Below are 24,453 nucleotides of genomic sequence, written 5' to 3'. Positions count from 1 at the left end.
GATGAAAAAGTGGCTGGCAATTGCGTTGGGCTGGGTCATGGCGGCAGGGGTTCATGCCGCCGAACCCAGCCGGGTGGTGACCCTGGGGGGCAGCGTGACGGAAATCGTCTACGGCCTGGGGCAGGGCGACCGGCTGGTGGGCGACGACTTGTCCAGCCTGTATCCGGAAGCCGCTACCAAGCTGCCGCGCGTGGGCTACTACCGCGCCGTGCCGGTGGAGGGCGTGCTGTCGCTGAAGCCCGACCTGGTGCTGGCTTCGGAGCAGGCCGGGCCGCCGGACGCGCTCAAGCGTCTGGCGAGCGTGGGCGTGCGGGTAGTGACGGTGTCGGATGCGCCTTCGGTGGATTCGCTGAAATCGCGCATCCGCGGCGTGGCCGACGCGCTGGGCGTGGCGCCGGCCGGCGAACGCATGGTGGAGGACGTCACGCGTGAACTTGCCCGCGCCGAGGCGCTGCCCGCCACGCGGGCCCGGGCGCTGCTGCTCATCAACCGGACCGGATCGCCGCAAGGCGCGGGCCGCGACACCGCCGCCAACGAAGTCATGCATCTGGCCGGCCTGGTCAACGTGCTGCACGACCAGCAAGGCTACAAACCGCTGTCGGCCGAAGCCGTCGGCGCACTGGCGCCCGACCTGATCGTGGTGACGCAGGCGTCGCTGGAGGCGGGCGGCGGCATGGAGGCCTTCCTGCGCCTGCCGGGCATCGCCGCCACGCAGGCGGCGGCCAAGCGCCGGGTGGTCGTGATGGACGACCTGCTGATTCTGGGCATGGGGCCGCGCCTGCCGCTGGCGCTGACCGAACTGAAAAAGGAGGTCGCGGATGTCATGGCGCGTTAGCGCGCCATTGGCATTGGGCCTTTTGACCGCAGCCTTGATGTTGGCGGCGCTGGCTGCCGCCGCCAATGGCGCGGTGGCGATCCCGCTGCGCGAACTGCCTTCGCTGCTGTGGGGGCCGTCCTCGCCGGAAAACGCGCTGTGGCGCAACGTGCTGATCGACATCCGTCTGCCGCGCGTGCTGTTCGCGATGGTGACGGGGGCGGGCCTGGCGATATCGGGCGCCGCCATGCAGGCGCTGTTCCGCAATCCGCTGGCCGAACCGGGCCTGATCGGCATTTCGGCGGGCGGCGCGCTGGGGGCGGTTGCTGCCATCGTGCTGCTGTCGGGCGGGTTCTGGGTGACGGCGCCCGCGGCGTTCATCGGCAGCCTGCTGGCGACGCTGTGCGCCTACGCGGTCGGCCGCCGGGTGCCCGGCGTGGCCGGCCTGCTGCTGGCTGGCGTGGCCATCACCGCGATGGCGTTCAGCCTGATCGGCCTGCTGACGTTCATCGCCACCGATGCGCAACTGCGCGATCTGACCTTCTGGAACATGGGCAGCCTGGGCGGGGCCAGCTGGAAGCTGCTGGCGTTCCTGGGCCCCTGGGTGCTGCTTGTCAGCGCGTGGCTCGTCAGCCAGTGGCGCGTCATGAACGCGTTGCTGCTGGGCGAACGTGAGGCCCAGCACCTGGGCTATGCGCTCAAACGCGTGCGCGCCAAGCTGGTGCTGGCCAGCGCGCTGATCGTCGGCCCGCTGGTGGCCGCCACAGGCACCATCGTTTTCGTCGGGCTGGTCGTGCCGCATCTGGTGCGCATGACGCTCGGCGCCAACCACCGCTGGCTGCTGCCCGCCACCGTCATCGCGGGCGCGTTGGCGCTGGTGCTGGCGGATTGGGCGGCCCGCACGGTCGTCGTGCCGGCGGAATTGCCCATCGGACTGGTGACGGGCCTGGTGGGCGGGCCGTTCTTCCTGTGGCTGCTGGCGCGCGGAAGGAGAATCGGATGACGCTTGCCGCTCACAACCTGACGCTGTCCCGCGGGGGCGCGCGCATCCTGACCGACGTGTCGCTGGAGGTCCGTCCGGGCGAAGTCGTGGGCCTGCTGGGCGCCAACGGCGCCGGCAAGTCGACTTTGCTGGGCGCGTTGGCGGCCGAACTGGCGCCGGATGCCGGCCAGGCGCGTCTGGACGACACCGCGCTTGCCGCCATGCCGCACCGGCAGCAGGCGCGGCGTCGCGCCGTGCTGCCGCAAAAACCCGGATTGACCTTCGATCTGGACGTGCGCGAAGTGGTCGCCATGGGCGCCTACCCGTTTCCGGAGCTGCCGCCTGCCCTGGTGGACGTGCTGGTGACGCAGGCGCTGGACCTGGCCGACGTGGCGCATCTGGGCGGGCGCCGCTACCCCGAACTGTCCGGCGGCGAACAGCAGCGCGTGCAGTTCGCGCGGGTGCTGGTGCAATGCCACGCGGGGCGGGGGCCTGACGAAGCGCGCTACCTGCTGCTGGACGAGCCCACGGCCAGCCTGGACCCCAAGCATCAGGGCGACCTGCTGCGCCGCGCCTGGGAACTGGCGCACGCCGGCAATACAGGCGTACTGGTGATCCTGCACGACATGAACCTGGCCGCCCGCTGGTGCGACCGCCTGCTGCTGCTGAGCGGCGGGTGCGGCATCGCGGTGGGCACGCCCGCGCAGGTACTGACGCCGGCCAACCTGTGTCTGGCTTACGGCATCGATGCGCAGGTGATTCCGCACCCGTTGCAGCCGGAGCGGCTGCTCGTGTTGACGGGGTGAGGGGACAGGGGCCGCCGGGCCGGTAAAATAGGCGATACCTATGGTTTCGCCTATTTCACTCATCACTCAACAGGACCCGTGTCATGCCTACTTTTGACGTCGTCTCCGAAGTCGACAAACACGAACTCACCAACGCCATCGACCAGGCCAACCGCGAATTGTCCACCCGTTTCGACTTCAAAGGCAGCGATGCCAAGTTCGAACTGGAAGGCTTCGTCGTCACCCAGGTCGCGTCCAGCGCGTTCCAGCTCAAGCAGATGCTCGACATCCTGCGCGGCCGCCTGTCGGCCCGCGGCATCGACGTGCGTTGCCTGGACGTGGCCGATCCCTTGGAAAACCTGGGCGGCGCGCGCCAGAAGGTCACCATCAAGCAAGGCATCGAACAGCCGGTGGCCAAGAAGCTGATCGCCGCCATCAAGAACGCCAAGCTCAAGGTGGAATCCCAGATCAACGGCGACAAGCTGCGCATCACCGGCAAGAAGCGCGACGATCTGCAAACCGCCATCGCGCTGCTGAAGAAGACCGACGTCGACCTGCCCCTGCAGTTCGAGAACTTCCGCGATTGACGCCGCCGGCTCATGGGTCATTCCACGGAGCTGCAACTTGTCGTTGAACTCGCGCGGGCCGGCGGCATGTCGGCCGCCGCGCGGGAACTGGATGTCACGCCGGCCGCCGTCAGCAAGCGGCTGGCGCAAATCGAAGCGCGCCTGGGCGTGCGCCTGTTCAACCGCAGCACGCGGCGCCTGAGCCTCACGGCCGAAGGCGAGGTCTACCTGGAAAGCGCCCGCCGCATTCTGGGCGAGATCGAAGACCTGGACGAACTGATCGCCAGCCGCCAGGCCAGCCCCCGCGGCCTGTTGAAGGTCAACGCGCCGCTGGGCTTCGGCCGCAGCTACATCGCGCCGGCCATCGCGGAATTCGCCGCGAAGTATCCCGAGGTATCGCTGCAATTGCAGCTGACGGACAGTCCCGCCGATTTCGTGCAGGACGCGTTCGACGTCGCCGTGCGCTTCGGCGACCTGCCCGATACCCGCCTGATCGCCCGCAAGATCGCACCCAACCGGCGGCTGGTCTGCGCGTCTCCGGCGTATCTGAAAGCGCACGGCACGCCGGCCACGCCGCATGACCTGGCGCGGCATCAATGCATCGTGCTGCGGCAGAACGAGGCGGCCTACGGCTTATGGCGTTTCACCAAGGGCCGCCGCAGCGAAACCGTGAAGGTGCGCGGCAATCTCAGCAGCAACGACGGCGAAGTGACGCTGACCTGGGGCCTGGCGGGGCTGGGCATCCTGCAACGCGCGGAATGGGACCTGGCCCGCTACCTGCGCAGCGGCCGGCTGGTGCGCGTGCTGGAAGACTACGCCTTGCCGCAAGCGGACATCTACGCGGTGTTTCCGGAACGGCATCACCTGTCGGCCAAAGTCCGCGTGTTCGTGGATTTCCTGGTGGGATATTTCCAGAAAGGGTCGGACAGTACCTGGTGACGCGCCAAGGCTAATCGGCAATGTTGAGGGAAGGCGACGGGCTGGAGTAAATTTCGACGCTTGACCTTCAAATTCCAGGAACCGTCATGACGACACGAGAACGGCGCCGGAGCGCATGTCGGCGGGAAAGATCGGCAAGCTCAACCTCAATCTGCTGCCTGCGGCGTTCTGCCAGGACGCACGTATCCTTGAGCAGTTCGAGTCGGCGCGGGCGGCGTTCTACGCCGAGACCGATTGGGCGTTGGACATCAGCGCCGCTCGTGACCCATAGCGTGCAGCGGGGCTTCGACGAGTCAGGCCATCAGACGCTGCTGTTGACCGCGTCGCTGGCCGCGCCCAAAGCGCGGCGCGACGCAGAGAACGGCGCCATCGCCGAGCTTCGGACGCTGGGTTTCCTGGAAGACTGAAACCCGTAAGGCGCGTCAGACGGCTGCCGCCGCCGTCAGGTGCTCGTACAGGATCACGGAGCCGATCCCGATCAGCGCGATCCCGCCCAGCACCTCGGCCCGTTTGCCGGCCACGCTGCCCAACGCGCGGCCCAGCATCACGCCGATCGTCACCATCAACGTCGTGGCAAGACCGATCGCAATGGCCGCCACGGCGATGTTCACGTCGACGAACGCCAGGCCCACGCCCACGGCCATCGCGTCGATGCTGGTGGCGAACCCGGTCGCGGCCAGCAGCCAGAAGGAATGGCGGACGACGGGCGCGGCGTCTTCGTCCTCGTCCTGGAAGGCGTTGCGGATCATCAGCACCCCGAGAATACAGAGCATCGAGAACGCGATCCAATGGTCCCAATCGGCCACGAACTTGGCCGCGACGGAACCAAGCCCCCAGCCGATCACAGGCGTGATCCCTTCGATCACGCCGAAGATGATCCCGGTGCGCAGCGCTTCCGGCAGGCGGGGCTTGTGCAGGGCGGCGCCTTTGCTGATGGCGGCCGCGAACGCGTCCGTCGACATGGCGAACGCGAGGACGATGATGGAGATGGCATTCATGGAGAAGGGGGTCCAACTGGGCGAGAACGGCACAGACCCTCCACACCGCCCAGCGTCGTGTGAAAAGTCCGTGGTCTCGCCAAGCGCAAATGCCGCTTACGCCATGGCCGGCTAGGGCCAAGAATGTTGACGTAAGCCCTTTCAGACCGCGCTGAAAGGAGGCTACTCCCCAAAGAGAAGACGAAGTCTAGCAGAGCTGTCCGATCGGAGTGTGACAACCCAGGGTCTGTGCGGGTTCTCTTCCCAGCATGCGCTGATATCATGGCCTTGCGTCGCGGCCATGCTCGGCGAATCCAAGGAGAGGCACGTATGTTGAAGAAACTGCTGTCACTGGTGTTGGGGTTGGCGTTGCTGGGCGGAACCGGCGCCGCCTTGGCGGCCGACAAGGTCGTCTACCACGTCAACGATTCGGCCTCGCAGGCGCTGTCGGCATTGCGCAACATGCGCAATCAGCTGGATACCGCGCCCGAAACGTCCATCAAGCTGGTGGCGCACGCCGATGGCGTCGACTTCCTGATGACGAACTACAAGGACGCCGCCCAGGTCGGACCGCTGATCTCGGCGCTGGCCGCGCGCGGCGTGGCCTTCGAGGTCTGCGAGATCACGCTGAAGAACCGCAATCTTCCCAAGGACGCGTTCGTGATGGAAGCGGACTTCACGCCGTCAGGCGTGGTCCGCATCACTCGCCTGCAACACGAAGGCTACGCCTACATCAAGCCCTGATTGCCGGCCACGCCCTTGACCACGGGTTGGTTGGGGCGCACTTGCGCGATGGTCTTGCGGTCGCGCAGATAGGTCGCCACCACGTCCCATACCGGTTCGCCCTGCGCGCCTTCCGCCACGGGCGCCCAGCCTGCCACCTTGTACTGCTTGTCTGCCTGGATCGGCGCGTCGCCCAGGCGCATGTCGCTGATCCGCGCGCCGGCGGCACCGGCCGGGTCGATCGAATATTGCAGCCCGCCCACGCGCACCATGTCGCCGCCTTGCTGGTAATACGGGTCGGGGTTGAACAGGTTGTCCGCCACGTCTTCCAGGATGGTCTTCAGCGTGGCGCCGCTCATTTGCGTGACGGTAGTGTGCGGATACGTGATGGCGGTCTGGTCCAGCACATGTTCCATCGTGATGGTCTGCCCCGGCAGCAGGCTGGTGCCCCAGCGGAAGCCGGGCGAGAAGGCGATCTCGGCGCCCTTGACCTGCATCAGCGCGTCCAGGATCACCTGGTCGAAGGTGCCGTTGAAATTGCCGCGCCGATACAGGGTGTCGCTGGTGGTGGCCAGCGGCAGGGCCAACTGCTGCGCGTAGGGCGCGCGGACACGCTCCACCAGGGCCTCCATGGCGGGATCGGCGGGCAGGTAGCGGGCGAACACGGGCATCAGCGTGTAACGGAAGTCAGCCACGCGGCCGTCCTTCACGGAAAAGTCCAGCACGCCCAGGAACTTGCCGTTGCTGCCGGCATTGGTGACCAGCGTCTTGCCGCCCGCGTTCGACACCGCCACGGGCGCGGGCACGCCATCATGCGTATGCCCGCCCAGGATCGCGTCCAGCCCCCGCACGCGCGACGCCAGTTTCAGGTCGACGTCCATGCCGTTGTGCGACAGCAGCACCACCACGCTGGCGCCTTTACCGCGCACCTCGTCGATCGTCTCCTGCAGCCGTTGCTCCTGGATACCGAAGGTCCAGTCCGGCACCATGTAGCGCGGATTGGCGATGGGCGTATAGGGAAAGGCCTGGCCGATCACGGCGACCGATACGCCATTCATGTCGCGCAGCGAGTAGGGCGCGAACACCGCGTCGCCGAAGTCGCTGGTCTCGACGTTCTGCGCCAGGAAATCGACCTTTCCCTTCAGGTCTTTCTCAAGCACTTCCTGTACGCGTTCAGCGCCCAGCGTGAACTCCCAATGCGCCGTCATCATGTCCACGCCCAGCAGCAGGCAGGCGTCCACCATGTCTTGCCCACGGGTCCAGAGCGCTGTGCCGGAGCCCTGCCAGGTGTCGCCGCCGTCCAGCAGCAGGGCGCCCGGCCGCGACGCCTTGATCCGTTTGATCAGCGTGGCCAGGTGGGCAAAGCCGCCGACCTTTCCGTATTGCTGCGCGGCCTGGGCGAAGTCCAGGCAGGTGAAGGCGTAGGCCTGGGCCGAGCCGGGGGCGATGCCATAGGCGTTCAGCAGATGTTCGCCAACCAGGTGCGGCGCGCGGCCCGAGGCCTGGCCGAGCCCCAGGTTGACGCTGGGCTCGCGAAAGTACATCGGCAGAAGCTGCGCGTGGCAATCGGTGAAATGCAGGAAATGCACATTGCCGAAGGCGGGCGCGTCATAGAAGGCCTGCGCGGCCTGGGCGGCGGCGCGCGGGCTGTGCGACAAGCCCATGCCGCCGGCGGAAGCCGCCGCCAGCATCTGAAGGAACTCGCGTCGATTGATCATCGGTCCAACCGTAAAAGGGGAAGGGATGCGCTCAGGAGCGCGGCGGGGCGTGGCGCATCAGTTCAAGCACGTCTTCCTCGAACATCTCGCCGGGGATGTCCTCGACCAGCTTGCCGTTCGCGTCCAGCACGAATATTTCGGGAATGACGCGGCGCTTGCCGAACACGGCGCGCAGAGCCTCGTTGTCCATGACGACGCCGAAGGTGTAGCCATGCTTGGCGATATAGTCGCGCGCGGCTTGCTCGTCGCGGTCGATGCTGACCGTGAGGATGCGCAAGCCCTTGTCGCGCGCCGCCTCGGTCAGCTTCTGCAGGTGCGGGTTCTGGCGCGCGCAATACGGGCACCACGACGCCCAGTACTCGATCACCAGGGGCTTTCCGGCGAAATCGGCCGCCGACAGCCGGGTGCCGTCCAGCAACTGCACGTCCGGCATCACGACCTTGTCGCCCACCTTGGGCGGCGCCTGCGCCTGGGCGGCCGCGGCCGCCAGCACGCCCGCGGCCAGCAGCAAGCGGCCCACTTTGGAAACGGCGTTCATGCATCCTCCCTGCGGGGTTGGTTCAGGGCTTGGCCTGGTCGTCGTTGACGGCGGATTGCGGATCCAGCAGCAACGCCATCACGTCCTTGAGCTGCTGTTCCGTCAGGATGCCGGCCGCGCCGAAGCGCGGCATGTTGGAACACGGCATGGTGGCGTGCGAGTCGTAGATCTTGGCCCAGGTGTAGGCGACCATATCGCGGCTATTGCCGCGCAGCTTGCCGTACTGGTAGAGCGATGGGCCGATGTTGCCGTATGAGATTTCGGACTTGGTCATCTGATGGCAGGCGTAGCAGTTGCCGCCGTTGATGGTCTTGGCCGTGTCCGAAAACTGCAGCCCGCGTCCGTTCTGCGCGACTTTTTCGCCCTGCCGCCAATCGCCGATGTAGTTGCCGTCGGCGGGAGGCTTGACGTTCGCCGCGGCCTCCTGCGTGATCTTCATGGCGGTCTCTGCGGGCATCTCGCCGCCCGCCTCGGCCATGGAACAGGCGCGCTGCATCGGCGACTGGTCGATTCGGTCCAGCTTGGCCATGCCGCGTTCAACGAAAGAGCCCTTCAGCTCCGCCACCAGGGCCTCGTGGTCGGCGGCCGCCTTCGCCGGTTGAACGGGCGGCGCCGGCTGCTGCGCCGAGGCGTTGGCTGCCAGCAGCAGGCCCAAGGCCGCCAGGCCGGGCCAGGTCGTGCGTATCTTGCGCATGATTCCCCCTTTACCGCTTGATGGCCGGGGCCATCATCTGGCCGCCGTTGGCGTTGACACCCAGGAACACCGTCAGGTCCACCGACGCGTCCGAACCGTACTTCAGCAGCGGCATGCGCTGTTGGCGGAAGCAATCCTGCAAGCGCCACTGCATGGACCGCAACGCGCCTTGCGACACGCGATAAGCCGGCCAGCTGGCAAACGCCGCGCGCGCCGGCTCCTGCTTGGTCAGGTTGGGCAGGTCTTGTAGCCGGATCCGCTTGTTGTCGCCGGTATGACAGGACGCACAGGAAAAGTCGTAGGGCCCGCCGCGGTAGTAGAAGATGTCGCGGCCACGCGCGTAGGCCGCCTTTTCCTTGGGATGCGTCTGCGGCACGGAGATCGGCATGCCGCGCGACAGGCCCGCGACGTAGGCCACCAGCGCCTCGATGTCGGTGGAGTACTGCCCGTCGCCCGAGAAGGGTTTTTTCGTGACGTCGGCGGCGTCCATGCCTTGCAGCTGCACCATGCAATAGACCAGGCGGCTCTCCAGGTCCATGACGCGTCCGGCGTCATCGAAGTGGCGCGGCAATTGGGCATAGGCGCCTTTGACCACGCCAGCGCCCAGGCCCAGGTCGCACTTTTCCAGCGACGCCTGCTTGGGGCCGCGGCTTTCTTTCCACAAGTCTTCGCCGGTCATCTCGATGAGCTCGGCCGGATTCCCGTCGGCCAGCATCTCGCGGTATTGGGCGATGCCCTGCGCGGTGTCCTGCTCGGTCGCGGCGCCTGCCGGCTGCGCCCCGGCCAGCGCGAAGCCGGCCAGCGCGCATGCGGCAACCATGCGTTTCCTATCCATGTATGTCTCCTCACGCGGTTGCCCTGCCGGCCGTCGTGGCCGGCGGGCGTTTATTGTTCGTCCGCCTTCACCCACACATCGGGAACGCTAGGTCACCGTGGTCACGTCCGTCCGGGTCGCGCCCTCGCTGTCCGTCCACGTGACGCTGACCTTGTCCCCCTTGGCGCCGCCCTTGAACTTGAAGGACAGGAACGGGTCGCGCGACACCGCCGGCCCCCATTGCGCTTGAAGCACCACCTTGTCGCCGTTCTTCACCGTGACGTCCTGGATGAAGTGCGCCGGCACCACCTTGCCCTCGGCGTCCTTGCGTTGCCCGGTTTCCATGATGTGGCTCATCAGGACCTTCACTTCGATCGCGCCGTCCTTCTCGGCGGCGCGGATCCGCATTGGCCTTGCTTCCATGTGCTGTCTCCTTGATGGTTCGTCGCCCGTGCGCCGTTCAGCCGCCGCAGCCGCCCAGGGTCACTTTGATTTCCTTATGCGCCGTGTAGTACTTGCCGTCGGCCTTGACCAGGGCATAGACGTCCGAGGTTTGGCCCATCTTCACGCGCGTCGCCACTTCGGGTTCGGTGCCCGCGGGCAGTGTGAAACTGGCGGCCAGCGCGTTCGGGTTCTTGGTGACCAGGATCGAAATCTGCTCGGTGTTGGGCAGCTTGCTGACGGCGCCCACCGGCACGACCGCGCCGTTCTCGGCGATGTCGGGGGCCAGCAGCGTGATCTGGTCGCTGGGCACTGCCTCGCCGCCGCCCAAGGCCTTGATCACGTCCTGCATGCTCTTGGCGTCGAAGGCTTGCTTGTTCCAGTCCGCCTGCACCGCCCAGGCCTGGCTGGGCCGCAGCAGGCCTGCTGCGACAGCCAGGCTGAGCACGGTGCCCAGGCCGACCACCCGCCGCCGCTGCCGATCGATGTGTTGTGTCATAACAGTCTCCTCTCTCTCCCTAGGGTTTCAACCCGGCGCGGGCGCGCCGGCAAGAATCCAGTCCACGATGCGTTTCAGGTCGTCGTCGCTGACGGCGGGGTTGGGGGGCATCGGCATGGCGCCCCAGGTCCCGCCGCCGCCCTTGCGGATCTTTTGAACCAGCAACGCATGGGCATCGGCATTGCCGCGGTACTTGGCCGCCACGTCCTGGTAGCTCGGCCCGATCATCTTGCGATCGGCCGCGTGGCAGGCGACGCACGTGCCGGATGACGCCAGGCGCGCGCCGGCCAGGTCCCCGCCGGGCGCCAACTTGGCGGGTTCGGACGCGGAAGCGGCGGTGGGCGCAGGCGTGGACCCCGCGGGCGCTTTCCCGGCCGGCGCCGCGGCGGCAAGGGTCTGCAGCGCATGGGTGCGCACGGCGTCGGCGTTGCTGCCGGCCGCGCCCGTCAACGGAGGCGCCAGCGTGTTGGCGCCCCGCACCGGCCCGATCAACCGGTTCTGCGCCGCGATGTCGCCGTGGGCGTCGCGGGCGTGGGGCGGCAGCTCCGACGACACCTTGACCGTCTCGGCGCATTGGCTCATACAGGCCGTGTTCTGCGTGTCCGGCTTGCCCGACACCTGCCACATGCCGTGCTCGAGCGTCATGCCGTTGCGGTTGGGCATGCGCGCCTGCACGTCGGCGATGTTCTTGTCCGAGAGTTCGAAATCCTCGGGCACGATCTCGCCCAGGTTCAACAGGTAGGCCGTCACCGCGTAGACCTCGTCCGGCGACAGCGTCTTGGGGTTGTCCCACGGCATGGCGCGATGGATGTAGTCCCACAGCGTAGAGACGGTGCTGACCTTCATCAGCGTGGTGCGCTGCGGTTGGGAGTTGCCGGCCAGCGCGGCCACGCGGCCCGTGCGGATGTCGTCGGCGGTGGTGCCGCCCACGATGGGCGTGAAGACCTCGTTGCTTTCGCCGAAGCTGCCGTGGCAAGACGCGCACTTGCCCTCCCAGATGTCGCCGCCGCGCAGCACGGTGCCGCTACCGGGCGGCAGGCCCTTGAAATCGGGCCGCACGTCGATGTCCCAGGCGGCCACTTCGGCGGGCGTGGCGTCGCGGCCCACGCCGGGGAATTTGTCTGCCGCGTCGGCGCGCGGGGCCAGCAAGGCCAGCCCCAGGCCCATACAGGCCCATGCGGCGCGCAGGCTATTCAACGTGGACATTGCTCACCTCTCCGCTTTCGGCTACCCGCCACGATTGAATGCCGTTGTTGTGATAGATGGAGCGCGTGCCGCGCACGTCGCGCAATTGCCCCGCGCGCGGCTGCACATAGCCCGTCTCGTCCTGCGCGCGGCTTTGCAGGATCACGGGCGAACCGTCCCACACCCAATCGATGTTGAAGCGCGTCAGGCTCTTGGTCAGCACCGGGGTTTCCAGGCGCGCGGTGCGCCAGTTGCGCCCGCCGTCGGTGGACACGTCCACCTGCTTGACCTTGCCGCGCCCCGACCAGGCCAGCCCGGAGATATTGCAGAAGCCCTTGTCCAGCAGCACTTGGCCGCCGGAAGGCGTGGTGATGACCGACTTGCACTCCTGGATCGACGTGTACTGGCGGTGCAGGCCGCCGGGCATCAGGTCGACGTAGTGGATGGTCTCGTCCTTGGCGTTCCAGGGCTGATCGCCCACTTCGATGCGGCGCAGCCACTTGACCCACGACACGCCTTGCACGCCCGGCACTACCAGGCGCAACGGATAGCCATTTTCGGGACGCAGCATTTCGCCGTTCATGCCCCATGCGACGATCACGTCGTCCAGCGCCGCTTCCATTGAAATCGTGCGGGTCATGCTGGAGCCGTCGGCGCCTTCGGCCAGCACGTACTTGCCGCGCTTCAAGTCGGCGCCGCAGTCATCCAGCAGCACGGAAAGCGGTACGCCGGTGAATTCGCAACAGGACAGCATGCCGTGGGTGTACTGCACCGTCGGCACGGCCGCATTGCCCCATTCCGGTCCGGTGTTCGCCCCGCACTCGATGAAGTGGATGCGCGACACGGACGGCAGGCGCATCAGGTCGTCCATGGTGTAGACCTTGGGCTGCGCCACCAGGCCGTTGATCATGAAGCGATGCTGCGACGGGTCGATATCGACCCAGCCCTGGTGGTGGCGTTCGAAGTGCAGGCCGTTGGGCGTGATGATGCCGAACAGGCCTTGCAGGGGCGCGAAGGCGACCGAGGCGGCCGGCACCCGCGTCAGGCCCGGGGACTCGCGCCGTTGCAGATTGGCTTCGTAGCGGGAGGGGACGCCATAGGGGCGCGCGGCGACGGGCTGTCCCAGCGACAGGGACCAGGGCCGCGGCGTCAGGATCATCTCGTCGCCGCTGCCGGCGGCCAGCGCGTTGCCGGCCAGCCCGGTCGCCAGCGCGGCGCCGGCGGTCTGGAAGCTGCGCAGCAAAAAGCCGCGCCGCGCATCGTTCAGGCCGTTCTTGCCGATGTCCTGCGCCAAATCGGCGGAAACAAAATTCTCGGGCGCCTTGCGCAGGCGCCCCATCTTTGCCTCTCGATCCACCTTCTCCTCCGTGGGCGGTGCCCGGCTTCTTTATTTTCTTTAGTTATATGCAAATGATATTTACACATAAAGAAGTCGGAAGGCACGCTGCGCCGCAACAGCCGGCGGCGTCAGGAGGGTCAAGCGGCAGGGTCAACCCAGCATGTCGCCCCAGATTGCCTGGGCCCACGCCCGGGCATAAGGAGTTTCCCTAGCGTTGGGTTCCGCAGACAATCCGCCGGCGCCCGCGACCGGCATCATGGTCTTCGCCGCAGCGTCGTAGCGGTGCACGCTGGCCACGTGCATCACCTCGCGGTCGGAGGTATAGCTGTAGCAGGTGTTGGCGTATAGAGGCAGCGGATTGACCGCGCCGCCGGTAAGCAGGGCGACCACGGCCGCCGCGCAGGTCTTGCCGTGCTGGTTGGCCATGTGGCCGGACTTGGGCATCGCGGGGGCCACCTGGATCGCATCGCCCAGCACATGGATGCCGGGTACGGCCACGGACTCGAACGTCAGGAAATCCACCTCGCACCAGTCGCCGTTGGCGGTGGCCAGCCCGGCGTCCACGGCGATGGCGGCGGCGCGCATCGGCGGTACCAGGTTCAAGACGTCGGCCTGCACGGTTTCGCCCAGCTCGAACTGCACGCTGCGGCTTGCCGCCTGCACCGCGACCGCCTCGAACTGCGGCGTGTATTCGATGATGTCCGCGTAGGACGCCGCCCACGCCTGGCGGAACAGCGCGGCCTTGGACGTGATGTCCGCATTGGCGTCGAAGACCAGGACTTTGGCGCGCGGCTTGTGCCGCTTGAAATACCAGGCCACCTGGCAGGCGCGCTCATACGGCGCCGGCGGGCAGCGGTACGGCGCCAGCGGAATGGTCAGCACGTAGGTGCCGCCGTCAGGTATGGCTTCCAGCTGGCGGCGCAACGCGGCCGTCTGCGCACCCGCCTTCCACGCATGCAGGACAAGGTCGCGTGCGCCCGGGGCATCCATCCCTTCGATGCGCCGCCATTGCATGTCCACGCCAGGGGACAGGATCAGCCGGTCATAGGCCAGCCGCTGGCCGCCGGCCAGCCGGACCTGCCGCGCGCCGGCGTCGATGGCCAGGGCGCGGTCCTGCACGAGGCGCACGCCGCGCCGCGGCAAACCGTCGCGGGGCAAGGTGATGTCGGCCATGGTCTTGCTGCCGCCCAACACCAGGTTGGACAGCGGGCACGAGACGAAGGACGGGTTGTCGTCGACCAGCGTGACGTCGATGGCGCCCGCGCTCAACAGCCGCAGGTAGCGCGCAGCGGTAGCGCCGCCATAGCCGCCGCCGACCACCACTACGTGTGGCCGCGCGGCGCGTGCGGCCGGAGCCGCGGCCAGCGCGGCGCCCGCGCCCAGTGCAAGCAGGACGCTGCGTCGCTTCATGGCGCGTCCGCCTTGGGTTGCCCGGCAAACCAGTCCGCGATACGGACGATCTCGGCATCGGTGTAGCCGCGGGCGATCTGGCCCATGACGCCGGCCTCCGAGGCTGAGCCCGCCAGTGTCCGCATGCGCGTGGCGATCCAATCGGCGGGGCGGCCTTCCAGCGCAGGGACGGCGGATGCCGATCGCGCCGCCGGCGCATGGCAGGAAAGACAGGAAGCAGCCCAGGCCTGGGCTTGCAGGTCGCTGTCCGCAGCCCAGGCGGGCGCGGCGCAGGTCATCGTCAGCAGCGCACAGGCCAGATGGGCGGACAAGGCCGCGCCGGGCGGCGGACAAAACGGCAGGGCAGGCATGTGCGGAACCGCTCCCGATAATGTCCGCGGTGAGCGGAGCGGAGTGGCGGCAGGCAAGGCGACAAGTCGCCCCAGGCCGCGGGCCGCCCAGTATGTCCTTGACGGCGCTGCGTGCGCAAGGGCGCATGCCACGCGACGTTCATGCCGTCCACAAATGCTGCGCTGCGTAAGCGCGCCACGGCCGCCATTGCTCGGATCGGGCCAATAGCTGCGCGGGCGTCACTTCCCGCGATTCCAGTTTCTCCAGTGCGCGGATCAAGCCGATGTCGGCCGAGGGGAACGCGTCCGGTTCGCGCAGCTGGCGCAAGGCGATGTATTGCGCCGTCCATTCCCCCACGCCGCGGATCTGGCGCAGGCGCGCGACGGCTTCCTCCAGCCCGCTGGCGGCGTCGAACAGGTGCTTGTCGGCGACGGCGGCCGCGCCCACGGCCGACAACGTCGCGGCGCGGCTGCGGGGCATGCCCAGCGAGGCCAGTTCGGCCGCGGCGACGACGGCGGGTTCGGGGAACACATGGGTCAACGGGCCTTCCGGCTGCGTCATGGGCGCGCCGTGCGCGGCCACCAGCTTGCCGGCCAGGCGGATGGCGGCGACCACGGTGATCTGCTGGCCCAGGACGGCGCGCATCGCCAGTTCGAAGCCGTCCCAGGCGCCGGGCACGCGCAAGCCCGGCCGGGCCTGAATCAGTGTGGTCATGACCGGGTCGCCGGCGAATTGCGCCGCGATGGCGACGGGGTCGCTGGCCAGGTCGAACACGCGGCGCACCCGCGCGATGATCGCGGGCAGCGCTTGCAGGCGCGGAAAGCGCACGGTGACCTGCAAGGCGTTGCCGGTGCCGGGCCGCACGGTGACGGTGCCTTGATAGCCGTCCAGGCTGACGGTGCGCGCGTAGCTGTCTTCGGTGACGTGCTCGATGCCGGGAATGGCGCGCAGCCGCAGGAAGGCCAGCATGGCGTCCCAATCGTAGGGCGGACGGTAGCGCAGCAGCAGCTTGATCTCGCCGTCCCGGCCGGCGGACACCTCGGGCTTCTCAGAGCGTCGCAATTCGCCGGGGGCGCGGCCGAACAGGTCCAGGAAAATCTCGTTGAAGCGGCGGATGCTGCCGAAGCCCGAGGCGAAGGCGATTTCCGCCATGGGCAAATGGGTTTCGTGGATCAGTTGCTTGGCCAGCAGCACGCGGCGCGTTTGCGCCACCGCCACGGGGGAGGCGCCCAGGTGCTGGCGGAACTGGCGGCGCAGTTGGCGTTCGCCCACGCCCAGGCGCTGGGCCAGCGCATCCACGCCGTCGTCGTCCAGCGCGCCCAGTTCGATCAATTGCAGCGCGCGCGCCACGCTGTCGGGCAGTTCGTGCCCCGGCCCCAATTCCGGCGCTGTTTCCGGCCGGCAGCGCAGGCACGGGTGAAATCCGGCCTCTTGCGCGGCGGCGGCCGTCGAGAAGAATGTGACGTTCTTCGATAGCGGCGTGCGGGCCGGACAGACCGGGCGGCAATAGATTCGCGTCGTCTTGACGGCCGTGAAGAAGCGGCCGTCGTAACGGGCGTCGCGCACTTGGATGGCGCTGTAGCAGGCGTCGTGGTTCAGGTCCATGAACCGATACTAACGTCGCGCCGAGGCGGGATCTAGCGGTTTTCGGACACGGTTGTGAGGCGAACACTGGTGTCCGAAAACCGCCAGCCCCGGGGGCCGTCCGGGATTTATATTGGCCCCATCGAGACTTCACCGGGAGCCGGCCATGCCGATCCACACATTTTCCTTGGAACGCGTCGCCACGCCGCTGGGCCAGATGCTGGTGCTGACGGATGCGCAGCAACGGTTGCGCGCGGTCGATTGGGAAGACTATGAAGCGCGCATGCACACGCTGCTGCGCCGCCAGTATGGGAAAGACGCCGTGCTGGTGCAAGACGCGGGCGAGGCTTCCGCGGCGCGCCGGGCACTTGAGGCGTACTTCGACGGAGACGTGGCCGCCATCAACGGGGTTCCCGTGGCGCTGGGCGGCACGGACTTCCAGCGGCAGGTCTGGCAGGCGCTGCGCGGCATCGCGGGCGGGCAGACCGTCAGCTACGGCGGCCTGGCCGGCCGCATCGAACGGCCGTCGGCCGTGCGCGCGGTGGGGCTGGCCAACGGCGCCAACCCGGTGGGCATCGTGATCCCGTGCCATCGGGTGATCGGCGCCAACGCCTCGCTGACGGGCTACGGCGGCGGGCTGCACCGCAAGCGCTGGCTGCTGGATCACGAGGCCCGGCATTCCGCGCATTGACCGCCACTTTCAACTTCAGGTTGAAGATGTTGTGAATTCCGGCGCCGTCCACGGCGCTGGCGCTCAGTAAAGTGCCGACAGACTCTTTTCTGCAAGGAGGCCTGTCGGCCCATGAAGACTTACCGCATCGCAACCATTCCCGGCGACGGCATCGGCAAGGAAGTCATTCCCGCCGGCCAGCGCATCCTGCAAGCGCTGGCCAGCCAGGACGGCCTGCGCTTCGAGTTCCAGGACTTCGACTGGGGCGGCGACTACTACCGCAAGCATGGCGTGATGATGCCGGCCGATGGGCTGGACGCCTTGCGCAATAAGGACGCGATCCTGTTCGGATCGGCGGGTGACCCCGACATCGCCGACCACATCACCTTGTGGGGCCTGCGCCTGAAGATCTGCCAGGGCTTCGACCAGTACGCCAACGTGCGGCCTACGCGGATCCTGCCCGGCATCGACGCGCCGCTCAAGCGCTGCACGCCCGAACAGCTGAACTGGGTGATCGTGCGCGAAAACTCGGAAGGCGAATATTCGGGCGTGGGTGGCCGCGTGCATCAGGGACACCCCATCGAGGCGGCCACCGACGTGTCGATCATGACGCGCGCCGGCGTCGAGCGCATCCTGCGCTTTGCGTTCAAGCTGGCGCAGTCGCGCCCGCGCAAGCTGCTGACCGTCGTGACCAAATCGAATGCGCAGCGCCATGCGATGGTGATGTGGGACGAGATCGCGCTGCAGGTCAGCCGCGAGTTCCCGGACGTGACATGGGACAAGGAACTGGTGGACGCCGCCACGGCGCGCATGGTCAACCGCCCGGCGTCGCTGGACACCATCGTCGCCACCAACCTGCATGCCGACATCCTCAGCGACCTGGCGGCGGCGCTGGCCGGCAGCCTGGGCATTGCGCCCACGGGCAACATCGACCCGGAACGCCGCTACCCGTCCATGTTCGAACCCATCCACGGGTCGGCCTTCGACATCATGGGCAAGGGCTTGGCGAACCCGGTGGGCACGTTTTGGTCGGTCGTCATGCTGCTTGAGCATCTGGGCGAAAATGCCGCCGCCGCGCGCTTGATGCAGGCGATAGAAAGCGTGACCGCGAATCCCGCGCTGCATACCCGCGACCTGGGCGGGAACGCCACGACGGAGCAGGTGACGGCAGCGGTCTGCGCGCAGCTGGAAGCCGCTGGACGGGCCCGGGCGGCATAGGAAAAAGCAGGCGCTACCCGAAGGCATTACCCGAAAGCAATACCCCGAAACCGGACCCAGGGCGCAAGATCCGGGCCGGTTTCCGGTGGCACAACAAGAAGCGAAGTCCATTCGTATCCCAAGGAGACAAGCATGTCCAAGCAAGCCTTACGCGCGCGCGCCCTGGCGTTCGCGTGCCTGTTGAGCCTGCCCCTGGCGGGCGGCGTCGCGGCGGCGCAGCCGTATCCCGCGCGGTCGGTGAACCTGATCGTGCCGTTCCCGGCAGGGGGCACGACGGACGTGCTGGCGCGCGCGCTGGGGCAGGAACTGGCCAAGCGTCTGGGCCAGCCGGTGGTGGTGGAGAACAAGCCGGGCGCGGGGTCCACCCTGGGCGCGGACTACGTGGCCCGTGCCGCGCCCGACGGCTACACGCTGCTGATGGGCGCGGTGCACCACACCATCGCCACCAGCGTCTACAAGAGCCTGCACTACGACTTCCAGAAGGATTTCGCGCCTGTCACGACGGTGGCGCTGGTGCCCAACGTGCTGGTGGTCAACCCCAAGGTGGACGCGAAGAATGTGCAGAGCCTGCTGACGCTGGCGCGCGCCGCGCCGGGCAAGCTGACCTACGGGTCCAACGGCATGGGCACCGGCCAGCACCTGATCGGCGCGCAGTTCGAACACGAAGGCCATGTGCAACTGCTGCACGTGCCGTACAAGGGCAGCGGCCCGTTGACGACCGACCTGCTGGGCGGCCAGATCGACATGTCGTTCGACACCATCACGCCGGTGCTGGCGCATATCCAGAGCGGCAAGCTGCGCGCGCTGGCGGTGACGACCAATCAACGTTCGGCGGCGCTGCCCGATGTGCCAACGATGGAAGAGGCGGGGCTGAAGCCGTTCAACATGGGAACCTGGTTCGGGGTGTTGGCGCCGGCCGCGGTCCCGAAGGACATCGTGGCGAAACTGAACGCCGAGATGGTGGCCATCATCAAGTCGCCTGATTTCTCGCGCCGCATGGCGGAGATCGGCGCGGTGCCCATCGGCGATACGCCGGAGCAGATGCGGGCCCGGATCGGGACCGACACCGAGAACTACGCGAAGCTGGTCAAAGACGCCAAGGTCGCGATCAACTGATCGCGGCTGGCGCGGCTAGGCGCGGATCCAGCCCCGCGCGATGGGCAGGGCCAGCAGTTTGCGATAGACGCCCTGCACGAGCCGCGTCAGCGGTGCGCCGGCGCGGTTCCAGGCCGCCGCCGCCAGGCCTGCCGCGACGGGCGCCAGGATCAGGCCGCCCGCGATGTCCAGCGGGAAGTGCACGCCCAGATAGACGCGCGACGTGCCGACCACGGCGGCCGCCAGCAGCGTCGCCCAGCCCCATCCTGCCCAGCGCCGGTCGAAGACCAGCACCCATGCGAAGGTGGCGATGATGAGGGTGTGGTTGCTGGGGAACGACGACGTCGCCTTGTGCGGGAAGAAGGCCTGCCCCAGGCCGATCGTGAAGGGGCGCGGGTGCGGCCACAGCGCGCCGCAGACATAGCTGGCGAACAGCGCCACGGCGATGCCCGCCAGCACCTTCAGCGCCAGGCTGCGCTGCGGCTCGCCACCCCACAGCCACAGCGCCGCCAGCGCCACCGGCACCAGCAGGATCAACTGATTGGCCACCAGCATGGCGGCATGGATGCGCCAGGCGGGCGTGGCCGGATCGGCGTTGATCAGCAGAAAAAGGGACTGGTTGAAGCTTTCCATGAAATTCATGACACGTCATCGCAGGGTAATAATCGTTAGCCGCGATGGTAAATAGCTTTCCCGTCAATCCGCTTACAAAGCGCGCCGCCGCGCCCGCTTTTACTTCTGGATGCGTTTGCCGTCGGCGTTGACGACAAGCTCGCCGTCTTCCTTCGTGAACGCGCCTTGCTGGGGCGCCGGCAGAATGTCCAGCACCAGTTCGCTGGGGCGGCACAGGCGGGCGCCCAGCGGCGTGGAGACAAAGGGACGGTTCAGCAGGATCGGGTGTTGTTCGATGGCGTCCAGCAGTGCGTCGTCCGTCAGGGACGCATCGTCCAGGCCCAGTTCCAGGTACGGTGTGCCTTTTTCGCGCAGGGCGTCGCGCACGCTGATCCCGGCCTGCTTGAACAGCGCCTTCAGCGTGGCGCGCGATGGCGGCGTTTCCACGTACAGCACCACCTGGGGTTCGATGCCGGCGTTGCGGATCATGGCCAGCGTATTGCGGGACGTGCCGCATTTGGGGTTGTGATAAATGGTGACGTCGGACATGGTGGCTCCTTGATGCGGTGATTCGTCTGCAAGAGGGTGAGCATAGTGCATCCGCCGCGCGCCCTCAGGCGCGCAGCTTCTTGCCCAGCCGGCGCCAGCCGATGACGACGCCCGTCAGGCTCAGGGCGGCGCCGCCCAGGCTCAGGAAGATCAGCAGCGCATCCCACAGCGGGCGGCGCGACAGCAGGCCGGTCCAGTCCCAGCTGTGCAGGAAGGCGAACAGCCAGCGGCTGACCCGATTGCTGCGGTCCTGGCGGCCCTGGATCAGGCCGGTATGCGGGTCCAGATAGATCCAGGTGGCCTGGGGGTTGTCGTAGACCAGCCGCCAGACGGGCAGGGGCTTTTCGATGTGGCCCAGCATGGCGTGTTCATCGCGCGCATAGTAGTAGAGGTCATAGGCGCGCAGCACTTGCACCTCGCGCAGCGCCGCGCCGGGCAGCAAATGCGCGGCCGCCTGGCGCAAGTCCGAATCGCTGAAGGCATACGGTGTTGCCAGCGTGGCCGACAGCACTTGCGGCGCACCCGCCGGGCTGCGCGCCAGCACCACGTCCTGCCCGGCGGCGCGCGCCCAGATGAGTTCACGCGGCGGCGCGGGCAAGGCGGCGGTCAAGGCTTGCGGCGGCGCCAACGGTGCTGTGGTGGCCGCGCCGGTATACGCCGCCCGGTCCAGCGGGGCGGCCGTGCTGGTGAAGAGCTTCCACGGGTTCATCGACATCAGCCCGCTGAAGATCCACGTGATGGTGACGGCGGCGAACAGCAGGCCGCTCAGGTGATGCCAGCGCATCATGCTTTCGCGGTAGGGCGAACGGCTGCCGCCGGCGTAGGGCCGCGAAAACCGCCAGCGCAGGATCCCCACGACGGTGCCCGTCAGCGCCACCGCGACGCCGGCGACGGACAGCCACACCACGATGTCGTGCCACCACGGGTCCAGCGCGTTGCCCCGGAACGGATACAGCCAGTGGATCCACGCGCCCGCGTAATTCCAGAGGCGTTCGTTGCGGGTGGCGTCCAGCACCACCGCGCCCGTCGCCGACGAGACATAGAGCCGCGTCCGGTCCGGGTCGTCCATGTCCACGCGGTGCAGCGGGCGGTGCGGCTTGAGCGCGCCGGAGTGCGTGTACACGTCTTCGTCCACGGTGCCCTGATAGTGCGCGGCGTATTGGCCGCCGAACCAGGCACGGGCAGTGGCCTGCGCCACGCCGGCATCGGCGGGCGGCAGCTGCGCGCCCGTGGCGGCGTCCACGATCCTGGGCGCGGCCTGCATGCCGCCGGGCACGGCATAGACCGGCGCGCCGCCGCGCGTGGCGGCCAGGGTCAGGCCGGCGGCGTTATCGGCCCCGCGCCCCGCCGCCGCCAACGCCTGTGCGGGCGTGACGGTGACCGTGGCGATGGTGGCGGCGTCCAGCGGCGCCAGGTGCGTCAGGCGTTCCTGCGGCGTCAGCTTGGGATAGCCGACATACATCATCACCATGCCGCTTATGAACCACATGGCGAAGAACAGGCACAGCACGATGCCGGCCCAGCGGTGGATCAGGTACAGCCAGCGCTTGGCGCGGGTGGACAGCGGCGGGCCAGCGGGGCGGCCGGGCGGACGGATCAAAGTGGCGCTCATGGCATCTCCCTTTACGCGGGTCAGAATCGCGCCTGCAGCACCAGTTCCACCGAGCGCGGCGCGCCCAGGTAGAACATCGTCGGCGTCGCGTTGGCGGCGTAGACCTTGTCGGTCAGGTTGCGCACGCGTGCCGTCACGTTCAGGTTGCGGTTGATTCGGTGCGACAGCGCCGCGTCGAACACGGTGTAGGACGGCGCCCAGACCGTGTTGGCGGCGTCCGCGTAGGTGCGGCCCACGTAGCGCGCCGCCAGGCTGGCGTTCCAGTCCGGCACGAAGGCGTAGTCCAGCCACACGTTGGCGAGGCGGCGGGGCGTGTTGGTGGGCACATTGCCATTGCGCGAGACCGCGACGCCGCCCACCGATTGCGAGAAGTCGTCGTACTTCGGGTCTACGAAGGCCACGTTGCCTTGCAGAGATAGCTTGGGGGTCAACCGCAGGCCGCCGGCCAATTCGATGCCGCGCGCCGACTGCGCGCCGACCGGCACGCTGACGCCGGGATTGTCCGGGTCGGACGTGGCCATGTCCTTGCGCTTGATCTCATAGACCGACACGGTGGCGGAACCCCGGCCGTCCCAGAAGTTGAACTTGCCGCCCACTTCGGCCTGTGTGCCCGTGGTGAGCTTGTCGTTGTTCAGCACGTCGGCGAACGACGCGGTGGCCAGCAGCCCCGACGGAGGATCCGCCGCGGTGGCGTACTGCGCATACAGCGAGGCCTCGGGCGTGACCTCCCAGTTCACGCCCAGGCGTCCGGTCAAGGGCGAGTAGCGCCGGGATGCGCTGGCGGGGGACGCCGCCGTGACGGCGCGGCGGTTGGTCAGGTCCAGGTCGATGAAGTCCTTGCGCAAGGCCGATACGATCGCCACGCCGGGCAGCACTTCGGTGCGGTTCTCCAACGTCAGCGCGACCGTGCGGATGCGGTTGTCGCGGTCGGCGGAATGGCCACGCGTCATGCCGGGGATGTCGTAGAAGTCGCCAGGCGAAAAGTCGTACGGGTCTACGGCGTCGACCTGGGCGGGCAGGCTGGTGGGATAGCGCGTGATCTTGTTCTGGCTGATGTCGGCACCGAACGACCAGTCGCTGGGCAGGCCGGCAAGCGTCGACCGGAACACGCCTTCCACGCGGTTGCCCAGCAGGCTTTGCTCGTGGCGCTGCAACAGCGCGCCGGACCGCAGCACCAGGCTGTTGCCGGCGTTGAGCCGGTAGCTCTCCAGGTTGCGGAAATCGCGCTCGGCGCGGTAGTAGTACAGCGTGTTCTTCAGCGTCAGGTTCGGGCCTGCGCGCCATTCGGTCAGCGACCGCGCCCACAGCACGGACTGCTCGTACAAGCCGTCGTTGACGTTGTAGTTCTTGAACCGCGTGCCGTCCAGGATGCGGCCCGCGCCTTGCACCATGCCCCGCGCGTTCGTTTTCAGCGGCGTGCCCCAGTACGGGCGGTCCACCTGTTCGCGCTGGTACTCGAAGGCGAAGGTCTGGGTCACGTCGTCGCCCAGGTCGGACAGCAGCGAGGCCGCGATCTGGCTGGCGCGGGAATGGTTGCCGTCGACCCAGCCATGGCTGGAGCCGGTGTTGGCGTCGATGCGCAGGTAGTGGCCGCGGCCGCCGGGTTCGCCGGCCAGTTGCTGGTTCAAGCCCACGGACAGCTGGCGGCTGTCGAACGAGCCCAGCCGGAACTGGCCGTCGTAGAAGGTGTCGCGCTGGGGCAGCTTGGTCACGTAATTGATGGCGCCGCCCACCGCGCCCGCACCGAACAGGAAGGTGGAGGGGCCGCCGATGGCCTCGACGCGGTCATAGATCCAGCTGTCCACGGGGCGTCCGGCGACCGAGTCGTACTGCACCGAGATGCCGTTGAACAACTGCGTGACCTGGCCGCCGGAGAACCCCCGGTAGCTGACTGCGCCGGCGTTGCCGGGGGGCGATGCGTTGTCCACGCCGGGGATGCCGCGCGCGATGTCCTGCGTGTTCAGCGATCCGCGGGCGTCGATCTGCTCGCGCGAGATCACCGTGATGCTGGCCGGGGTTTCGCGCAGGGTCAGCCCCAGGCGGCTGCCGGTGCTGTCGCGGGCGTCCAGGTTGATGGGGCCGTTGGGCGCGGGGTTGTCCTGCCCAGCGCCGTAGACGGTGGTGGGCGCCAGGGTTTCCACGGCGGGTTCGGTGGTCAGCGCCTGGGCGGAGCCGCTGGCAAGCGCGCCAAGCAGCAGGGTGTAGCGGGTGGTTTTCTTCATGTCTGGAACCGGGGGGCTCGCCGGTGCGCCCGGTGCGCCGCCTGGAGACAGGCGGGGCACGACGGATCACAAGGCGGGTCGCAAGGGTCTGGGTGACGGCGCGCGACCGGGCGCGCAAAGCGCGCGGGGGCGACGTG

At 67.9% G+C, this 24,453-nt stretch carries 27 protein-coding genes and 1 riboswitch; of the genes, 11 read left to right on the top strand and 16 right to left on the bottom strand.

Annotated features, from left to right (window positions below; genetic code table 11):
• The first annotated feature begins 1 nt into the window (after position 1).
• The 7 genes from A9973_RS20235 (at position 2) to A9973_RS31225 (ending at position 4,493) form a co-directional block, all read left to right on the top strand.
• The gene (locus tag A9973_RS20235) at positions 2–835 is read left to right on the top strand and encodes a hemin ABC transporter substrate-binding protein (RefSeq protein WP_183015469.1); all 834 of its coding nucleotides are present in this window, start codon (positions 2–4) and stop codon (positions 833–835) included.
• Positions 836–872: 37 nt separating this feature from the next.
• Positions 873–1,817, top strand: coding sequence for a FecCD family ABC transporter permease (locus tag A9973_RS20230; RefSeq protein WP_370539519.1), 945 nt, complete (start codon positions 873–875; stop codon positions 1,815–1,817).
• Positions 1,814–2,602 (top strand): heme ABC transporter ATP-binding protein, encoded by a 789-nt coding sequence (locus tag A9973_RS20225; protein WP_183015467.1) that lies wholly within the window; start codon positions 1,814–1,816, stop codon positions 2,600–2,602. The genes A9973_RS20230 and A9973_RS20225 overlap by 4 nt, the downstream gene beginning before the upstream one ends.
• A gap of 83 nt (positions 2,603–2,685) precedes the next feature.
• The gene (locus A9973_RS20220) at positions 2,686–3,168 is read left to right on the top strand and encodes a YajQ family cyclic di-GMP-binding protein (RefSeq protein WP_183015466.1); all 483 of its coding nucleotides are present in this window, start codon (positions 2,686–2,688) and stop codon (positions 3,166–3,168) included.
• 12 nt (positions 3,169–3,180) lie between these two features.
• Positions 3,181–4,086, top strand: a complete 906-nt coding sequence (locus A9973_RS20215; RefSeq protein WP_183015465.1) for a LysR family transcriptional regulator — start codon at positions 3,181–3,183, stop codon at positions 4,084–4,086.
• 115 nt (positions 4,087–4,201) lie between these two features.
• Positions 4,202–4,357 (top strand): hypothetical protein, encoded by a 156-nt coding sequence (locus tag A9973_RS31230; protein WP_255469244.1) that lies wholly within the window; start codon positions 4,202–4,204, stop codon positions 4,355–4,357.
• Positions 4,347–4,493 carry a hypothetical protein gene (locus A9973_RS31225; RefSeq protein WP_255469243.1) on the top strand — a complete coding sequence of 49 codons (147 nt, stop codon included), beginning with the start codon at positions 4,347–4,349 and terminating at the stop codon, positions 4,491–4,493. Before A9973_RS31230 ends, A9973_RS31225 begins: the two co-directional genes overlap by 11 nt.
• Before the next feature lie 15 nt (positions 4,494–4,508).
• Here the strand turns inward: A9973_RS31225 and mntP are convergent, their stop codons facing one another.
• The gene (gene mntP, locus A9973_RS20205) at positions 4,509–5,084 is read right to left on the bottom strand and encodes a manganese efflux pump MntP (RefSeq protein ID WP_183015464.1); all 576 of its coding nucleotides are present in this window, start codon (positions 5,082–5,084) and stop codon (positions 4,509–4,511) included.
• A 7-nt stretch (positions 5,085–5,091) separates the two neighbouring features.
• Positions 5,092–5,267, bottom strand: a riboswitch (yybP-ykoY riboswitch).
• Between the two features lie 126 nt (positions 5,268–5,393).
• Here mntP and A9973_RS20200 point away from each other — a divergent pair.
• Positions 5,394–5,807 (top strand): DsrE family protein, encoded by a 414-nt coding sequence (locus tag A9973_RS20200; RefSeq protein WP_183015463.1) that lies wholly within the window; start codon positions 5,394–5,396, stop codon positions 5,805–5,807.
• On the opposite strand, the gene soxB is transcribed toward A9973_RS20200, so the two are convergent.
• From soxB to A9973_RS20145, 11 genes are all read right to left on the bottom strand, one after another.
• The gene (gene soxB / locus A9973_RS20195) at positions 5,792–7,501 is read right to left on the bottom strand and encodes a thiosulfohydrolase SoxB (protein ID WP_183015587.1); all 1,710 of its coding nucleotides are present in this window, start codon (positions 7,499–7,501) and stop codon (positions 5,792–5,794) included. The two genes, A9973_RS20200 and soxB, sit on opposite strands and share 16 nt — an antisense overlap.
• Before the next feature lie 34 nt (positions 7,502–7,535).
• Positions 7,536–8,042 (bottom strand): TlpA disulfide reductase family protein, encoded by a 507-nt coding sequence (locus A9973_RS20190; RefSeq protein WP_183015462.1) that lies wholly within the window; start codon positions 8,040–8,042, stop codon positions 7,536–7,538.
• Between the two features lie 22 nt (positions 8,043–8,064).
• Positions 8,065–8,736: a sulfur oxidation c-type cytochrome SoxX gene (soxX, locus tag A9973_RS20185; RefSeq protein ID WP_183015461.1), complete on the bottom strand. Its 672-nt coding sequence runs from the start codon at positions 8,734–8,736 to the stop codon at positions 8,065–8,067.
• A 10-nt stretch (positions 8,737–8,746) separates the two neighbouring features.
• A complete protein-coding gene (gene soxA / locus A9973_RS20180) occupies positions 8,747–9,571 on the bottom strand; it encodes a sulfur oxidation c-type cytochrome SoxA (RefSeq protein ID WP_220805585.1) in 825 nt (274 codons plus the stop codon).
• Positions 9,572–9,658: 87 nt separating this feature from the next.
• Entirely contained in the window at positions 9,659–9,973 is a 315-nt protein-coding gene (gene soxZ, locus A9973_RS20175; protein ID WP_169272038.1) for a thiosulfate oxidation carrier complex protein SoxZ, read from the bottom strand.
• A gap of 37 nt (positions 9,974–10,010) precedes the next feature.
• On the bottom strand, positions 10,011–10,478 hold the full coding sequence (gene soxY / locus A9973_RS20170) for a thiosulfate oxidation carrier protein SoxY (RefSeq protein ID WP_183015585.1): 468 nt from the start codon (positions 10,476–10,478) through the stop codon (positions 10,011–10,013).
• 39 nt (positions 10,479–10,517) lie between these two features.
• On the bottom strand, positions 10,518–11,696 hold the full coding sequence (locus tag A9973_RS20165; RefSeq protein ID WP_370539513.1) for a c-type cytochrome: 1,179 nt from the start codon (positions 11,694–11,696) through the stop codon (positions 10,518–10,520).
• Positions 11,680–13,014, bottom strand: a complete 1,335-nt coding sequence (soxC, locus tag A9973_RS20160) for a sulfite dehydrogenase (protein WP_183015583.1) — start codon at positions 13,012–13,014, stop codon at positions 11,680–11,682. The genes A9973_RS20165 and soxC overlap by 17 nt, the downstream gene beginning before the upstream one ends.
• A 150-nt stretch (positions 13,015–13,164) precedes the next feature.
• Positions 13,165–14,424, bottom strand: a complete 1,260-nt coding sequence (locus tag A9973_RS20155) for an NAD(P)/FAD-dependent oxidoreductase (RefSeq protein ID WP_183015460.1) — start codon at positions 14,422–14,424, stop codon at positions 13,165–13,167.
• Positions 14,421–14,774, bottom strand: coding sequence for a cytochrome C (locus tag A9973_RS20150; protein ID WP_183015459.1), 354 nt, complete (start codon positions 14,772–14,774; stop codon positions 14,421–14,423). Before A9973_RS20150 ends, A9973_RS20155 begins: the two co-directional genes overlap by 4 nt.
• Before the next feature lie 139 nt (positions 14,775–14,913).
• Positions 14,914–16,359 carry an AlkA N-terminal domain-containing protein gene (locus A9973_RS20145; RefSeq protein WP_183015458.1) on the bottom strand — a complete coding sequence of 482 codons (1,446 nt, stop codon included), beginning with the start codon at positions 16,357–16,359 and terminating at the stop codon, positions 14,914–14,916.
• A 145-nt stretch (positions 16,360–16,504) separates the two neighbouring features.
• Between A9973_RS20145 and A9973_RS20140 the strand changes: the two genes are divergently transcribed.
• From A9973_RS20140 to A9973_RS20130, 3 genes are all read left to right on the top strand, one after another.
• On the top strand, positions 16,505–17,029 hold the full coding sequence (locus A9973_RS20140; RefSeq protein WP_183015457.1) for a methylated-DNA--[protein]-cysteine S-methyltransferase: 525 nt from the start codon (positions 16,505–16,507) through the stop codon (positions 17,027–17,029).
• 111 nt (positions 17,030–17,140) lie between these two features.
• The gene (locus A9973_RS20135; RefSeq protein WP_183015456.1) at positions 17,141–18,226 is read left to right on the top strand and encodes a tartrate dehydrogenase; all 1,086 of its coding nucleotides are present in this window, start codon (positions 17,141–17,143) and stop codon (positions 18,224–18,226) included.
• Between the two features lie 132 nt (positions 18,227–18,358).
• Positions 18,359–19,342, top strand: a complete 984-nt coding sequence (locus A9973_RS20130; RefSeq protein ID WP_183015455.1) for a tripartite tricarboxylate transporter substrate binding protein — start codon at positions 18,359–18,361, stop codon at positions 19,340–19,342.
• 15 nt (positions 19,343–19,357) lie between these two features.
• Here the strand turns inward: A9973_RS20130 and A9973_RS20125 are convergent, their stop codons facing one another.
• The 4 genes from A9973_RS20125 to A9973_RS20110 all read right to left on the bottom strand — a co-directional run bounded on the left by A9973_RS20125 (position 19,358) and on the right by A9973_RS20110 (position 24,316).
• On the bottom strand, positions 19,358–19,963 hold the full coding sequence (locus A9973_RS20125; RefSeq protein ID WP_183015454.1) for a phosphatase PAP2 family protein: 606 nt from the start codon (positions 19,961–19,963) through the stop codon (positions 19,358–19,360).
• Positions 19,964–20,053: 90 nt separating this feature from the next.
• Entirely contained in the window at positions 20,054–20,482 is a 429-nt protein-coding gene (arsC, locus tag A9973_RS20120) for an arsenate reductase (glutaredoxin) (protein ID WP_183015453.1), read from the bottom strand.
• A 64-nt stretch (positions 20,483–20,546) separates the two neighbouring features.
• The gene (locus tag A9973_RS20115) at positions 20,547–22,094 is read right to left on the bottom strand and encodes a PepSY-associated TM helix domain-containing protein (protein ID WP_183015452.1); all 1,548 of its coding nucleotides are present in this window, start codon (positions 22,092–22,094) and stop codon (positions 20,547–20,549) included.
• A 20-nt stretch (positions 22,095–22,114) separates the two neighbouring features.
• Complete coding sequence (locus A9973_RS20110; RefSeq protein WP_183015451.1) at positions 22,115–24,316, bottom strand: TonB-dependent siderophore receptor; 2,202 nt, start codon at positions 24,314–24,316, stop codon at positions 22,115–22,117.
• Positions 24,317–24,453 lie beyond the last annotated feature (137 nt).

It is taken from the genome of Achromobacter sp. UMC46 (assembly GCF_014170335.1).
Lineage (GTDB): Bacteria > Pseudomonadota > Gammaproteobacteria > Burkholderiales > Burkholderiaceae_B > Achromobacter.
This window is presented reverse-complemented; position numbering and strand designations above follow the sequence as displayed.